The organism is Paenibacillus humicola (assembly GCF_028826105.1).
GTDB classification, from domain to species: domain Bacteria; phylum Bacillota; class Bacilli; order Paenibacillales; family Paenibacillaceae; genus Paenibacillus_Z; species Paenibacillus_Z humicola.
This window is the reverse complement of record NZ_JAQGPL010000001.1, coordinates 4,233,424-4,248,709: the sequence shown is the minus strand read 5'-3', so window position 1 is coordinate 4,248,709 and position 15,286 is coordinate 4,233,424. Positions and strand designations below refer to the sequence as shown.

At 56.8% G+C, this 15,286-nt stretch carries 13 protein-coding genes; 12 read left to right on the top strand and 1 reads right to left on the bottom strand.

Annotated elements, in window-relative coordinates:
* The first annotated feature begins 120 nt into the window (after positions 1–120).
* From PD282_RS19490 to serC, 8 genes are all read left to right on the top strand, one after another.
* Positions 121–1,695, top strand: a complete 1,575-nt coding sequence (locus PD282_RS19490) for a S1C family serine protease (protein WP_274652399.1) — start codon at positions 121–123, stop codon at positions 1,693–1,695.
* Positions 1,696–1,846: 151 nt separating this feature from the next.
* The gene (locus tag PD282_RS19485; RefSeq protein WP_274652398.1) at positions 1,847–2,539 is read left to right on the top strand and encodes a response regulator transcription factor; all 693 of its coding nucleotides are present in this window, start codon (positions 1,847–1,849) and stop codon (positions 2,537–2,539) included.
* 4 nt (positions 2,540–2,543) lie between these two features.
* On the top strand, positions 2,544–4,049 hold the full coding sequence (locus tag PD282_RS19480; protein WP_274652396.1) for a sensor histidine kinase: 1,506 nt from the start codon (positions 2,544–2,546) through the stop codon (positions 4,047–4,049).
* 67 nt (positions 4,050–4,116) lie between these two features.
* Positions 4,117–5,067 (top strand): 4-hydroxy-3-methylbut-2-enyl diphosphate reductase, encoded by a 951-nt coding sequence (locus PD282_RS19475; protein ID WP_274652394.1) that lies wholly within the window; start codon positions 4,117–4,119, stop codon positions 5,065–5,067.
* A 17-nt stretch (positions 5,068–5,084) separates the two neighbouring features.
* Positions 5,085–5,594, top strand: a complete 510-nt coding sequence (locus PD282_RS19470) for a DUF2062 domain-containing protein (RefSeq protein ID WP_274652392.1) — start codon at positions 5,085–5,087, stop codon at positions 5,592–5,594.
* Between the two features lie 130 nt (positions 5,595–5,724).
* Positions 5,725–6,789, top strand: coding sequence for a 3-deoxy-7-phosphoheptulonate synthase (gene aroF / locus PD282_RS19465; RefSeq protein WP_274652390.1), 1,065 nt, complete (start codon positions 5,725–5,727; stop codon positions 6,787–6,789).
* A 268-nt stretch (positions 6,790–7,057) separates the two neighbouring features.
* Entirely contained in the window at positions 7,058–8,482 is a 1,425-nt protein-coding gene (glnA, locus tag PD282_RS19460) for a type I glutamate--ammonia ligase (protein WP_274652388.1), read from the top strand.
* 389 nt (positions 8,483–8,871) lie between these two features.
* Positions 8,872–9,960, top strand: coding sequence for a 3-phosphoserine/phosphohydroxythreonine transaminase (gene serC / locus PD282_RS19455; RefSeq protein ID WP_274655328.1), 1,089 nt, complete (start codon positions 8,872–8,874; stop codon positions 9,958–9,960).
* A gap of 129 nt (positions 9,961–10,089) precedes the next feature.
* On the opposite strand, the gene PD282_RS19450 is transcribed toward serC, so the two are convergent.
* Complete coding sequence (locus tag PD282_RS19450) at positions 10,090–10,809, bottom strand: response regulator transcription factor (protein WP_274652386.1); 720 nt, start codon at positions 10,807–10,809, stop codon at positions 10,090–10,092.
* Positions 10,810–10,921: 112 nt separating this feature from the next.
* Between PD282_RS19450 and trmL the strand changes: the two genes are divergently transcribed.
* The 4 genes from trmL to PD282_RS19430 all read left to right on the top strand — a co-directional run bounded on the left by trmL (position 10,922) and on the right by PD282_RS19430 (position 15,035).
* Positions 10,922–11,386, top strand: a complete 465-nt coding sequence (gene trmL / locus PD282_RS19445; protein ID WP_274652385.1) for a tRNA (uridine(34)/cytosine(34)/5-carboxymethylaminomethyluridine(34)-2'-O)-methyltransferase TrmL — start codon at positions 10,922–10,924, stop codon at positions 11,384–11,386.
* A 146-nt stretch (positions 11,387–11,532) separates the two neighbouring features.
* On the top strand, positions 11,533–11,784 hold the full coding sequence (locus PD282_RS19440; RefSeq protein ID WP_274652383.1) for an AbrB/MazE/SpoVT family DNA-binding domain-containing protein: 252 nt from the start codon (positions 11,533–11,535) through the stop codon (positions 11,782–11,784).
* A 581-nt stretch (positions 11,785–12,365) separates the two neighbouring features.
* Positions 12,366–13,562, top strand: a complete 1,197-nt coding sequence (locus PD282_RS19435; protein WP_274652381.1) for an aminotransferase-like domain-containing protein — start codon at positions 12,366–12,368, stop codon at positions 13,560–13,562.
* 396 nt (positions 13,563–13,958) lie between these two features.
* On the top strand, positions 13,959–15,035 hold the full coding sequence (locus PD282_RS19430) for a Gfo/Idh/MocA family protein (RefSeq protein ID WP_274652379.1): 1,077 nt from the start codon (positions 13,959–13,961) through the stop codon (positions 15,033–15,035).
* Positions 15,036–15,286 lie beyond the last annotated feature (251 nt).

The window sequence follows — 15,286 nt, the reverse complement described above, 5'->3', positions numbered from 1 at the left end:
GGTAGATTGTGCATGATAGTAACAACGAAAGCGATATGATAGCAGCATTTCATGGGTAGTCAATACTCCCTTGAACGGGCCGGAGGCCCGGCCGGGGAGGACATGAGGAGGAGAAGACAAATGGACGATCAGAACAAAAAGCATCCTTTCGACGATTTCTTCCAAACCGGAGGACAAAGCGGGAAAGATGAGCACTATACCGAGCAGGACCGCAGTGGCGGAGAGGATCATAAGGAAGAAGCTTCCGGCCAGGAAGCGGGCAAATCGTCGTACTATTACTCTTACGGGCCGTTCAAGCCGGGCGAGCAGCAGATGAACGCGGAGCGTGACCAGGCCGGAAGCGCGGGCCCGGTGGAAATGACGCCGCCGCAGCTGCGGGCGTTCGCGCCGACGCAGCCTTCCCGGAGCGGCTGGCAGGTGAAAGAGCCGCGCCGGACGTCGTTCAGAGCGATGTTCTCCTCGTTCCTCGCTGGTGTCGTCATCGTTGGCGGTCTGATGTTCGCCGCCGACAGAGGGAACTGGTTCACGTTCAACCAGTCGCTTGCCGCGACCGCGTCGAACTCGTCGGGCGGAACCTCCGCTTCCGGCGGCGGAAACGTCTCGACCGCGGCCGACGTTGTACGGCCGAACAATATCGCGCAAATCTTCCAGCAGGCAAGTCCGGCTGTCGTAAAAATCGAAACCTATCAAAATCAGCAGCAGCAGTCAGGAAACCAAGGCAGCGAATTTTTCAACGATCCGTTCTTCCGTCAATTTTTCGGCGACAATTACGGCGATCAGGGCCAGGGCAACAACGGAGGAGACTCCGGTCAAGGCTCCAACAATTTGGTTGAAACCGGACTCGGCAGCGGCTTTTTCTTCGATTCTAACGGGTACATTTTGACGAATGAGCACGTAATCGACGGAGCCGACCAGATCAAAGTCGTGGTTCAAGGCAAGTCTCAGCCGCTCGTCGCCAAAAAGCTGGGCAGCAGCTACGATCTCGACCTGGCCGTTCTGAAAGTGGAAGGAACGGGCTTCCCGACGCTTCCGATCGGCAATTCGAACAACAGTGCCATCGGTGACTGGGTCGTCGCGATCGGCAATCCGGACGGCTTCGACCATACGGTAACGGTCGGCGTGCTCAGCGCGAAGGAGCGGCCGCTCGATATTCCGGATAACCAAGGCACGCGCCATTATCAGCATCTGCTGCAGACCGACGCTTCGATCAACCCGGGCAACTCCGGCGGCCCGCTGATCAACATGAACGGCGAAGTGATCGGCATCAACACGGCCGTCAGCACGCAGGCGCAGGGCATCGGCTTTGCGATTCCGTCCAGCACGATTCAGGATGTGCTTGATAATCTGAAAGCCAACAAGCCCGTTCCGAAAACGCCGCAGCCGTTTATCGGCGCGACGCTCGGCGATATTACGCCGGATATTCAGCAGCAGCTCGGACTTTCGGATACGGACGGCGCCATCGTGGTGAACGTGCTGTACAAAACGCCGGCCTATAACGCAGACCTTCGCCAATATGATATCATCACCGGAATCGACGGTACGAAGTATTCGGCAAAAGAAGATATGATCGCCTATATCCAAAAGAAGAAAGTCGGCGACAAGATCACGCTTAACGTCATTCGCAACGGCAAAACGATGGATTTGACCGTCACGATCGGCGACAAGAATCAATTTCCGCAGGCGCAGCAGCAATAACGAAACGTAAACGAAAGGCGCAGGCAGTCGAAGGGCTGCCCTGCGTCTTTTTTGCGGGCGTCACGGTCGGCGTTTAAGTTTACGGGACCTCCGTGCTTTGCGTTATAATAGGGATTATAGGTTCCGCAAGCCAAACGATGGGGGAAATGAGATGAGACCGCATATTCTGGTCGTGGACGACGACGAAAAAATCACCTCGCTGCTGCGCCGAAGCCTGACCTTTGAAGGCTATGTCGTAGAGACGGCGAACAACGGGCTGGAAGGGCTGAAGCTGATGCTGACCTGCGATCCGGACCTGCTCGTTTTGGATGTCATGATGCCGCACGTGGACGGCTGGGAAGTGTGCCGGCGGGTGCGCGAGGGCGGAAGCGGCGTGCCGATTTTGATGCTGACGGCCAAGGACGACGTGCAGGACCGCGTGAAGGGGCTGGATCTGGGAGCCGACGATTATTTGGTCAAGCCGTTCGCGCTGGAGGAGCTGCTTGCCCGCGTCCGCGCCCTGCTCCGGCGCAAATCCGACAAGCTGGAGGAGCAGACGTCGCGCCTGCAGTTTGAGGACCTGACGCTCGATCTCGACTCTCGCGAGGCGATTCGCAGCGGCCGCCGCATCGATTTGACGGCGAAGGAATTCGACCTGCTGCTCCTGTTCATGCAAAATCCGCGGCGCGTGCTGACACGCGATTCCATCATGGACAAAATATGGGGCTACGACTACAGCGGGGAGTCCAACGTACTGGAGGTTTACATTGCCATGCTCCGGCAAAAAACGGAAGAGGGCGGGACGAAAAGGCTCATCCAGACCGTGCGCGGCACGGGCTATGTGCTGAGAGGGGAAGGAGGCTGACGCAATGTCGATCCGGCTGCGCCTCACGCTCTGGTATTCCGTCGTGCTCGCGGCGACGCTGATCGCTTTCGGAATGGCCGTTTATTTTATTATTCATTATAACTCGTACAACGATTTGAAAACGCGCACCCGGGCCCAGGCGATCGAGCTGAACAACAATCTTACGGTCGTCATGAATTTAAACAATTCGCTGGACCTGTTTGTCGATCCTCAAGCGAATATCGACAACGAGCAGTATATTCAGATCGTCAATTATTCCAACAACAAAGTGAAAACTACGTCCAATTTGGGGGATCTTCAGTTTCCTTATCCGTCCTATGAGGATTTAAAGTCGAATCTTTTCTCGGAAAGATTTGTGCATACAAAGGTTGGCATTTATCCGTTTTTGATCGATGAACAGCCGATCCTGGTGCAAAATCAGCTGGTCGGATTTCTGCAGGTGGCCGCTTACTCCGGCCGGGAGGACAAACTGCTCTCCGACCTGCGCACGATCCTGGTCTTTTCGTCGATGATCGCCGTCCTGATCGCGTTCACGATCGGCCTCTTCCTGGCACGCCAGGCGCTGCGGCCGATCGAAAATATTATCCTGGCGTCCAATCAGATCCAGAACGGGGCCGACTTGAGCGTGCGCATTTCCCGGGAAGGGCCGAACGACGAGATGGGGATGCTCGCCGATACGCTGAACAATATGCTCGGCCGTCTGGAAACGACCTATAACGGCCTTGACGAAGCGTATAAGGCGCAGCGGCGCTTCGTCTCCGACGCCTCGCACGAGCTGCGCACGCCGCTGACGACGATTCGCGGCAACATCGAGCTGCTGGAGCGGATGTGGCTGCCCGAGCTCGAATCCTCTGCGCCCGGACCGGCGGGAGAGGAGGCGGGCAGCGTATCTCCGGCGCTGCGCGAAAAGGCGCAGCGAAGCGCTCTGACGCGCGAAGCGCTGCAGGACATTGCCGCCGAGGCGAAGCGCATGTCGAGCCTCGTCAACGATTTGCTGGCGCTGGCCCGCGCCGATGCCGGCTACGTGATGGAGAAGCAGGTGCAGCCGCTGCTGCCGATCGTCGAAGACGTCGCCCGCCGCGCCCAGCTGCTGCCGCGCAGCGCCGAATGGCGGATCGGCGACCTGAAGCCGCTCGAAGGCGCCAATGTGAACGCGCACGGAGACTTTCTGCGCCAGCTTTTTTTCATTTTCGTGGAAAATGCGTTCAAATATACGCCGAGCGGTTATGTCGAACTGCGCTCGCTCCGTGCGGCCGATCAGGTCGGCGTCGTCGTCGAGGATTCGGGGATCGGCATGGACAGCGACGAAATTCCGCACATTTTCGAACGGTTTTACCGGGCGGACGTTTCCCGCGGCAAAACGAGCGGAACCGGCCTTGGGCTATCGATTGCGAAATGGATTATCGACGAGCACGGAGGCTCGGTGGAAGTATCGACACGAGCGGGCGAAGGAACGACATTTACCGTATGGCTGCCGCTCGCTTTCCCTGGCCAGTCGAATCAGGTATAATAAACAGGACCGGGACTTTAGAAGGTTATCCGGTTTCAGGCTTGGCTTTCGGAAAGCAGGTGCAACAATGGAAATTGTCAAAATATCGCCCCGCGGCTACTGCTACGGGGTTGTCGATGCTATGGTGCTTGCTCTGCAGACGGCACGCAATCTCGAGCTTCCGCGGCCGATCTATATACTCGGCATGATTGTGCATAACAGCCATGTCACGAAGGCGTTCGAGCAGGAGGGCGTCATCACGCTGGACGGCGAGAACCGGCTCGATATTTTGGAGCAGGTGGACCGGGGCACGGTTATTTTCACCGCCCACGGCGTTTCGCCGGAAGTGCGAAGACGCGCGAGGGAGAAAGGACTCACGGTCGTCGACGCCACCTGTCCCGACGTTACCAAAACGCATGAGCTCATCCGCGAGAAGACGGGCGAGGGGTACGAGATCGTTTATATCGGAAAGAAGGGGCATCCCGAGCCGGAAGGGGCGATCGGGATCGCGCCGGAGCATGTCCACCTGATCGAGAAGGAAGAGGAAGTCGACCGGCTGACGCTGGACACGCCGCGGATCATCATTACGAATCAAACGACCATGTCGCAATGGGATATCAAGCATATTATGAATAAACTGCTGGCAAAATTCCCGACGGCCGAAATTCATAACGAAATTTGCCTGGCGACGCAGGTGCGCCAGGAGGCGGTAGCGGAGCAGGCTGGACAGGCCGAGCTTTGCATCGTCGTGGGAGACCCGCGCAGCAACAACTCGAACCGTCTGGCACAGGTTGCCGAGGAGATCGCCGGCGTTAAGGCGTACCGGGTGGCGGACGTAACGGAAATCAAACGCGAGTGGCTGGCCGGCAAGCGGCGGGTCGCGATAACTTCCGGCGCTTCCACGCCGACGCCGATTACAAAAGAGGTCATCGCGTATTTGGAGCGGTACGACGACAACGATCCCGAAACGTGGGAGGTTCGCCGAACCGTCAACAGGAACAAGCTGCTTCCGGCCGTTCGCGCGAAGACGTCCATATGAGCGAAAGGGGCGCAGATATGAAAACACCGCACAAAAAGCGCTCGATCTTCCGCTGGATGAAGCTGAAATATATCGGCTTGATGCGGGCGCCGGGAGGTCCTTCGTTCGTGGCGCTCGGCTTTTCGATCGGCGTTGCGGTCGAAATGTTTACCCTCCCGACGTACGGTCTGGCATTTTTTCTTATTTTCCCGCTCATTTATTGGCTCCGCGCCAGCCTTGCGGGCGCGCTGGTCGGTTTTGTCTTCGGCAAAATCATTTTCCTTCCGATCGCATTCATTAACAGCATGGTCGGCGGTATGGTACTGCCAAGGCATCTGCGGTTCCATTTGCATTTTCTGCCGCACTGGCTCAATCATATTTTGCTCGTCAATTTGAAGCTGATCGTCGGCGGCATTATTGACGGCGTGCTGCTTGGGTTCTTGTTTTATTTTCCCGTAAAGCTCAGCATCCGATATGTCGCCAACAAGCGCCGCGAGAAGCGGAAGCTTCGGCGGACGATGACCGATGTGAAACCGGTCGCCGAATGATAGGAAGCTCAAATCCGGTCTCTTGACGAGATCGGTTTTTTCCTGTATATTTGCTTTAGCGATTAAAAGCATAAAAGCCGCAAAGCATAAAAGCGGACACGCGTTGAAGCGGGAAAAGGAGTTGTCCATTATGATCGTCGTGACCAACAGCAACATTTCGGAAGAGCGTATCGGCGAAATTGTGAAGCACATTGAAAGAGCGGGTGTGCAGGCCCACGTATCGCGCGGGACGGACCGCACCGTTATCGGGATCATCGGCCAGGCGGATCCGACGCTCGCCGAGCATTTGCGCCAAATGAAAGGCGTCGAGAACGTCATTAAAATATCGAAAACGTATAAGCTGGCCAGCCGCGATTTCCACCCCGACGATACGATCATCGAGGTGAAAGGCGTCCGCATCGGCGGGGATAACCTGACCATTATGGGCGGTCCTTGCGCCGTGGAATCCCCGGAGCAGATTGACGAAATCGCCCGCCTGGTCAAAGCTTCCGGCGGCCAGGTGCTGCGCGGCGGCGCGTTCAAGCCGAGAACGGGCCCTTACAGCTTCCAGGGAGTCGGCGTCGAAGGCCTGAAAATGATGGCCGATGCGGGCAGCAAGCACGGGCTGCTGACGATTACGGAAGTCATGACGCCGGAGTATGTCGATATTTGCGCCGAATACGCCGACATTTTGCAGGTGGGCACGCGCAACATGCAGAACTTCGACCTGCTTCGCAAGCTGGGCACGATCCGCAAGCCGGTCCTGCTGAAACGGGGCTTCAGCGCGACGTACGATGAATTCTTAAATGCGGCGGAATATATCCTTGCGGGCGGAAATCCGAACGTTATGCTTTGCGAGCGGGGGATCCGTACCTTTGAAACGTATACGCGCAACACGCTCGACCTGGCGGCCATCCCGGTGCTTCAGGAGCTCAGCCACCTGCCGGTCATTTCCGATCCGAGCCACGGCACGGGCCGGCGCGAGCTGGTGGAACCGATGGCCAAAGCATCCGTCGCGGCCGGCGCGAACGGCTTGATCGTCGAAATGCACACCGATCCGGACAATTCGATGACCGGCGACGGCGTTCAGTCGCTTTTCCCGGACCAGTTCGCGAGACTTCTGAAAGAGCTGGAGCAGCTCGCGCCGCTCGTCGGCAAACGGTTCGAAACAACGAAGCAGCCGGCCGAGCATTTCGCCACCTGGAAGGTTGTATAAACGTCTGGCGCGAACGGTTTTCATACGTTAAGCGAAGGCCGCGGCTCCTTGTCGAACAAGGGCTGCGGCCTTTCTATTTTTCAAGGCTCAGGCGGCGGGAAAACATTCAACAAATGTGTGAAGATACCTGACACTTCCTCAAAAAATATCTTACATAACTATTGACGACAAAGTGCGCGAAATTTATAATAGGCACATAGTTTGTGTAAAAATTGAACGTTCGTCGTTCAAACCAACGCAAATGTTCGGAAATGGAGGAAGCTTACTCATGTCAGTTCAAAACGTTTTGAACACGATTAAAGAAAACAACATCCAGTTTGTCGATTTCCGTTTCGTTGACCTGTCCGGACGCGCCCATCATATTACCCTTCCGGCGACAGAAGTCGACGGCGACACGTTTGTCAACGGCGTTGCGTTCGACGGTTCCTCGATCCCGGGCTTCCGCGGTATCGAAGAGTCCGACATGGTCATGATGCCGGATACGGAGTCGGTTTTTGTCGATCCTTTCACGCAGCATGCGACGCTTAACGTGATGTGCAACATTTTCACGCCCGACGGCGAGCGCTATGACCGCGATCCGCGCAGCATTGCACAAAAAGCGGAAGAGTATCTGCAAAATTCCGGAATCGGCACGGCCGCGTTTTTTGCTCCTGAGTCTGAATTCTTCGTTTTCGACGACGTTCGCTATGAAAGCACGATGAATTCTTCTACCTATGTTGTGGATTCCGAAGAAGCGGCTTGGAACACGAACCGCAAAGAGGAAGGCGGCAACCTTGGCTTCAAAGTTGGCGTCAAAGGCGGTTACGTCCCGGTAGCTCCGGTCGATTCCCAGCAGGACATCCGCAGCGAAATGGTTCGCCTGATGCAGGAAAGCGGCATGCGAGTCGAGCGTCATCACCACGAAGTGGCGACGGCCGGCCAAGCCGAAATCAACTTCCGTTTCGATACGCTGACGAAAACGGCTGATAACCTGTTGAAATATAAATATATCGTACAAAATGTAGCTCGCCAATGGGGCAAAGTCGCTACATTCATGCCGAAGCCGCTTTTCGGCGACAACGGCAGCGGGATGCACGTGCACCAATCGATTTTCAACGGCGATTCTCCGCTGTTCTACGATAAAGGCGCATACGCCAACCTGAGCCCGATGGCTATGAATTACATCGGCGGCATTCTGCATCACGCACCGGCGCTGATCGCGCTGACGAACCCTTCGACGAACTCGTTCAAGCGTCTCGTTCCGGGTTACGAAGCACCGGTTAACCTTGTCTTCTCGAAGGGCAACCGTTCCGCGGCAATCCGTATTCCGGTCGCTGCAGTTACGCCGAAAGGCTGCCGGATCGAGTTCCGTACGCCGGACTCCACGGCTAACCCGTACCTCGCGTTCGCAGCGATGCTGTTGGCAGGTCTGGACGGCATCAAGCGGAAAATCGATCCTGTCGCATTGGGCTACGGTCCGTTCGACAAGAACATTTACGAGCTGTCCGACGAAGAGAAGAAAGAAATCCGTTCCGTACCGGGCTCCCTCGACGAAGCGCTTGACGCTTTGGAAGCGGACTTTGAGTTCATGACGGAAGGCGGCGTCTTCTCCAAGGACTTCATCGAAAACTACGTGGCATTCAAGCGTCAAGAAGCCAAAGCGGTATCGATCCGCGTTCATCCGCACGAGTACAGCCTGTACTTCGATTGCTAATCGAATTTATTCGTTATCTCATCGGGCTTCCCAACCGGGAAGTCCGATTTTTATTGCCCGGATTAGCGGATCAGCCGGCGATCCTGTACCAATAAGGGACCGAAAGCAGCAGGACGCACGACAAGGCAAAACGTGTCGAATAAAAGCGGGCCACAAAGCTTTGCCCAGAGGGCAAGAGCGGGAATTGGCACGAAAGGCCCATCGAAGACGGCCGCGCGGCAGGTCCGCAAATATTCGGGAGTCCAGAGGGCGGAGCCCTTGGGGTCCCTCCCTTGGGAGGGATTTAGGGTGGGGAAGCCCTTAGGGTGTGGGGACTTCATACTTGCTGATAAACTTCAAACTTGCTATCATAGTAGCCATATGTATCTATGAGACTGGAGTGGGTAATGTTGACGAAACGCGCGTTTAATTTTAACGCAGGTCCGGCCGCGCTGCCGCTTGAGGTGCTGGAGCAGGCGCAGCGGGAATTTGTCGATTATGCCGGCAGCGGCATGTCGATTATGGAAATGTCGCACCGCAGTGCGATTTATGAGCGGGTCAACAACGAGGCTCAGGAGCTGCTCCGCGAATTGTTCGGAATTCCGAGCCATTATCATATTCTTTTCCTTCAGGGCGGGGCAAGCACCCAATTCGCCATGATCCCGATGAATTTGCTGCCGGCCGGCAAGACGGGCGCGTACGTGCATACCGGGTCGTGGGCCGACAAGGCGGTGAAGGAAGCGAAGCTGTTCGGAGAGACGGCGATCGCTGCGACTTCCGCGGCGGATAAATACAACCGCATTCCGGACCTTGCCAGCATCGAAATGCCGGACAACGCCGCATACCTGCACGTGACCTCGAACGAAACGATTGAAGGCACGCAGTATAAAGCTTTTCCGCAGACAGGTGACGTTCCGCTCATTGCCGACATGTCCAGCGATATTTTGAGCCGCCCGGTCGATGTACCGAAGTTCGGGCTGATTTATGCCGGTGCGCAAAAAAATCTCGGTCCGTCCGGCGTCACGATCGTCATCGTGCGCGAGGATCTCGCGGCGGAAAGCCCCAAATCGGTGCCGACCATGCTGCGCTACGAAACACACGTCAAAAACAACTCGCTCTACAACACGCCGCCATCGTTCTCGGTTTATTTGGTCGGGCTGATGCTGAAATGGGTCAAAGCAAAGGGCGGCGTTTCCGCCATCGAGCAGCTTAACCGCGACAAAACGATGCTTATTTACGACAAGATCGATCAAAGCGGCGGATTTTACCGCGGATTTGCCGATTCCGGCAGCCGCTCGATGATGAATATTACGTTCCGGCTCCCTTCGGAAGAGCTGGAGAAGCAGTTCGTGAAGGAATCCGAACAGAACGGATTCGTCGGGTTGAAAGGTCACCGCAGCGTCGGCGGTCTGCGCGCCTCGGCGTATAATGCGGTGCCCCTCGAAAGCTGCAAGGCGCTGGCCGATTTTATGGTCGAATTCCAGCGGCGTCACGGATGACCGTCAGCTAGAGCTGTCAAACCAGGACCGCCCGGGTCTGAGATCGATCTCAGGCCCGGGCGGTCTTCGCACAAATAAGGAACCGGTAACGGCCGGACGGAGATCCTTTACCGAATGTTCCCCTGCGGGCTAAGCAGGCGAGGACGAATCGGCGGCGCTCGGTCCGGTCAGCTTGTAGCCGACGTTTCGCACGGTCATAATATATTCCGGCGTTCTGGCGTTGCGTTCGATTTTGTCGCGCAGGTGGCTGATATGAACGTCAACGATGCGGGTATCGCCAAGAAAATGGTAATCCCAGACGCCGTGCAGGAGCTGCTGCCTGCTTAACACTTTACCGCGGTGGCGGCACAGGAAGAGCAGCAGCTCGAATTCCTTCGGCGTCAGTTCGACAGGCTTGCCGTCGACATGCACATCGCGCTGCTCCGCAAATACGGCCAGACGGCCGATTTCATGGACGACGTTTTCGGCGGCTCCGGGCAAGGATTGCGTCCGTCGGAAAATCGCCTGGATCCGGGAAATCAGCTCCTGCGGAGAGAACGGTTTGGTCATGTAATCGTCCGCTCCGTTATCGAGGCCGGCGATTTTATCGGTCACATCCTGCAGGGCCGTCAGCATGACGATCGGCACGGCATTGTTTTGCTTGCGGAGCTCGCGGCATACCTGGATGCCGTCCATCTTCGGCAGCATGAGATCGAGAACAATGAGATCGGGACGGAATGGCTTCAGCATGTCGAAGACGGCTTCGCCGTCGTATACGGACCGGACGTCGAAGCCGGCCAGCTTGAGATTGAATTCGATTAGCATGGAGATGGAAGGCTCGTCATCGACGACCAATATTTTTTTCTTCATAATTCCGGTTCTCCTTTTCTTTCAATCTGGCTCTATTTTGGCAAATGACATTTTTCCGCAGATTAAGGGTACGTAAAATGGGTGTAAAAGTATAAGGAGGCGAAAATCAGAAGTGGCCTTTCATATCGTGCTCGTTGAACCCGAAATTCCGGCCAATACAGGCAATATCGCCAGGACATGCGCTGCGACCGGAACGCATCTTCATCTTGTCCGGCCACTCGGCTTCAACACCGACGACAAGACGCTTAAACGGGCGGGGCTGGATTACTGGTATGCGGTTACGATCCATTATTACGATTCGTTTCAGGAGGTGAAAGACCAACATCCGGACGGCCGTTTTTTCTTTACCAGTACGCGCGGGACGAAACGGTATACGGACTTCTCGTTTCGCGACGGCGATTTGTTCGTATTCGGCAAGGAGACGAAGGGGCTCCCGCAGCGGCTGCTCGACGAGCATGCCGACACATGCATGCGGATGCCGATGACGGACAAGGTCAGATCGCTCAATTTATCGAATTCGGCGGCGATCGTCGTCTACGAGGCGCTGCGCCAAACCGGTTTTGCCGGAATGGAATAAATGGAGCATCCTTCAAAGAACATCCATAACTTGCAGGATATTAAGAAAATGCTAAGCGAGGGCAGGAAAACAGGACACGCCATCGAAAGGTATAGGGGCGTAGGTAAACTTATGCATTGTAAAAAGATCTTGGAGAGGTGAAATCGTTGAAACCTGCTGGCGTTGTACGGAAAGTCGATCAGCTGGGCAGAATCGTGCTGCCCAAATCGCTTCGTAAACGATATCAAATGAATGAAGGAGATCCGGTCGAAATACTCGTTCAAGGGGACCATATCATTTTGGAGCGTTATCGTCCTCGCTGTGTATTTTGCGGTTCGATGGAAGATGTCCGCGAATTTAAGGAGCGTTATTTGTGTGCCGCGTGCATGTCCGATATGACGGCGCTTCGCCGCGGCTGATTCACTCGCACTCGATACTTCCTTTTAAACATAGGGAACGCATACGAAACTTAAAACGAGCTTTGCAGCCTTCGGGATGCAAAGCTCGTTTTAAGTTTCGTCGTGCAGCAAACCAAAAAGCTTCCGGCCGGATTGCATGCGCTAAACGGCGGAAGCTCTTCGGCGTTTATTTTAGATGCCTTTGGTTTTGTCGTCATTGTATGACGCCGTCAGAATGGCGGTCAAAAACAAAACCGTGATGACCACGAGGATGAGTAATTTTATCGACATCCTGCGCACCTCCAGTACTTTCATTATTATACCCAACCGGGCTCAAAAAGAAAATGCGTAAAGATGTGAACAAGTTGTTACGTTCGCGCGAATGAGCGGCGTTTTCGAACGGAACGAGGCGGCTTGGCGAGGAGAAAGGGAATTTCCGGTGGCTTCTCCGCCTATCGATGCGTACACTACTGCAGGGGCAAGTGTACGCAGGACCGCATGCTTAGCAAAATCCGGCAGGGAACTGCGTGCAAATTGGCGCGTGTACGAAGCCGCAAGGGTTCGTACACGCAGTTTGAATGACGAGGAGAGGAGACGGTGAAATGAAAATCCGATATTCGGAACAATTGCGGCGGATGATACCGGAAAACGAGCGCTTGCAGCAGCGGGAAACACCGGGACTCGATGTCGTTTCGTTCGAAGAAGGACTCCCGGCAGACGAGCTGATCCCTGTCGATGCGCTTGGGGAAGCGGCGCAAAGCGTGCTCGGCATGGGCGGGCGGGCACTGCTTTCCGGGCCGGCGGGAGGACTGGCGCCGCTGCGCGAACGGCTGTGCGAACGAATGGCGGCTGCAGGGATGACGGCACAGCCGGAACAGACGATCGTGACTTCTAGCTCGCTGCAGGCGATCGATTTCGCTGTACGGGTATTGGCGGAGCCGGGCGATACCGTGCTGGTCGAACGGCCGGCCAACCGGATGGCTCTGCAGCTGTTCAGGCTAAACGGCCTGCAAATCCTTTCCGTCGACAGCGGCGAGGACGGCATGGACCTTGAGGAAGCGGGGCGGCTCATCCGCGAGAAAAAAACGAAGCTCATCTATGTGATGCCGACCTTCGGCGATCCGACCGGGAGGACATGGAGCGAGAAGCGGCGGCTGCAGCTGCTGGAGCTGTGCGGCCGATTCGGCGTTTCCATTCTGGAGGACGATCCGTACGGCGCGATCAAATTCGGCCCGGAAGCGGGAGAGCGTTCGCTTTTTGCGCTTCAGGGCAATCCGGAAGACGGCCCGGTCATCTATATCGGTACGTACTCGAGCGTAATCGCTCCTTCGCTGCAGACGGCATGGGCGGCTTCCGGTTCCGGGACGGTTCGGATGATGGAGCGGGCGAGACGGGCTGCCGCTCCCGATACCGGCGGGTTCGAGCAGCGCCTGCTTGAGCAGCTGCTGCGATCGTTTCCGCTGGAGGCGCACATCCGGCGCATTGGAGAGGAATACGGCCGGCGAATGCGGGACATGCAGGCGCAGCTGCGCAGCTGCATGCCGGGTGACGTATCGTGGACGGAGCCGCGGGGAGGCCTTTTCCTGTGGCTGGAGCTGCCGGAGGCGCTTGATGCTGAAGCGCTGCTGCGGTGCGCGCTCCTGAAAGGCGCGGCTTTTATTCCGGGCGCCGCGTTTTATGTGGATCGTCCGAACCGCTCGACGGCCCGGCTGAGCTTCGCGCAGACGAGCGGCGAGCGTATGGCGGTCGGCATCGCCCGCATCGCCGAGGCGCTGGAGGAATTTACAGCCCGCCGCTAGCAGCAGCCTGCCCGCAGGGCCAGGGACGCGGTACGGCGGTTCCGTCTCCGGCCTCGCCGGTAGCAGCAGCCTGCTCGCAGGGCCAGGGACGCGGTACGGCGGTTCCGTTTCCGGCTCGCCACTAGCAGCAGCCTACCCGCAGGGCCAGAGACGCGGTACGAGGGTCCCGTCTCCGGCCGACGGGCGAAAAATTTCGTCAAAATGTGACGATGAAGAAATGATTGACAGCGTTTGCAATTGTCTATATGATGGAAACGTAAACGCGCGTTCATACAAACGTGTCAGCATGCCCCCGGCTTGTCCGATCGCCGACCGGCAGCATGATGGTATCGATCGGCGGCTGCAGGCAAAAGATGCGCACCCGATATTTGATATGAAGACGGAGGAGACGAAACGATGGAAAATGCCAGTAAAATCAAAATCGGCCTGATCGGTGCCGGCAACATTGGCGGCGTACATCTCTCGCAGTTTTCCAAGCTTGCGGACGAATGCGAAATCGTCGCGATTACGGACGAAATTTTATCTCGTGCGGAAACGCGCGCCCGCGACTATAACATTCCGGTCGTCGCCCGCTCGAACGAAGAGCTGATCCGGAATCCGGAACTCGATGCCGTCATTATCGGCGTGCCGAACCGTTATCATGCCGAGCTCGCCGTGCAGGCGCTGGAAGCCGGCAAGCATGTGCTGGTCGAGAAGCCGATGGGCATCAATGCGGAAGCGGCAAGACAGATCGTCAGAGCGGCGCAGAAGTCCGGCAACGTGCTGATGGTCGGTCATCAGATGCGCTGGGAATCGGTGCCGATGCAGATCAAGCAGCAGGTCGACCGCGGCGAGCTCGGGCGGATCTATTCGGCCAAGACGGGCTGGTTCCGCCGGAAGGGCATTCCCGGCTGGGGCACCTGGTTTACGCAAATGAATCAGTCGGGCGGCGGTCCGCTGATCGATATCGGCGTGCATATGCTGGACCTGGCGCTTTATTTGATGGGCAGCCCGAAGCCGGTATCGGTGTTCGGCTCGACCTACGCGGAGTTCGGCCCGAAGCGCAGAGGGATCGGCAGCTGGGGCACCCCGGATTGGAACGGTACTTACGATGTGGAGGACTTGGCTTCCGCGCTGATTAAAATGGAAGATGGCAGCACGCTGACGCTGGAGGTCAGCTGGGCCGTTCATATGGATACGGATAATACGCCGTTCATCCACTTGATGGGCACCGAGGGCGGCGCCGCTTACCGCGGCAGCGTCGGCAAGCTGCTCACGGAGAAATTTGACCGCCCGGCCGAGACGGACATTCGCCGTCCGGATAACGATGAAGGCGAGCGCGTGCGTCTGAGCCGCCATTTCCTGCAGTGCATCCGGGAAGGCAAAAAGCCGATCAGCGACGCGATGAGCGGCCTCGCGAACAACCTCGTGCTCGATGCGATCTACGAATCGTCGCGGACGGGCCACGAAGTGAAGCTGAACTGGGAGCTGTAGCCGCCGCGCTGCGCCCGGTTCCGCGCATTTTAACGTTACATGAACCGCAAGGTTCAAAATCGGTCCCAAACGAACAAACGGCTCCCGTGCAACCGCACGGAAGCCGTTTTTTTCGATTACGAGGATGCACACATTCAAACGATGCGGCAAGGCTCCTGCCCGGCATCCGCCGCGGCCGGAAACGCGTGCCGTATCCCGGCACCTTCCCCGTTCGACTTTATATACCCGTCCGGATTCGTTTTAACGTCCAC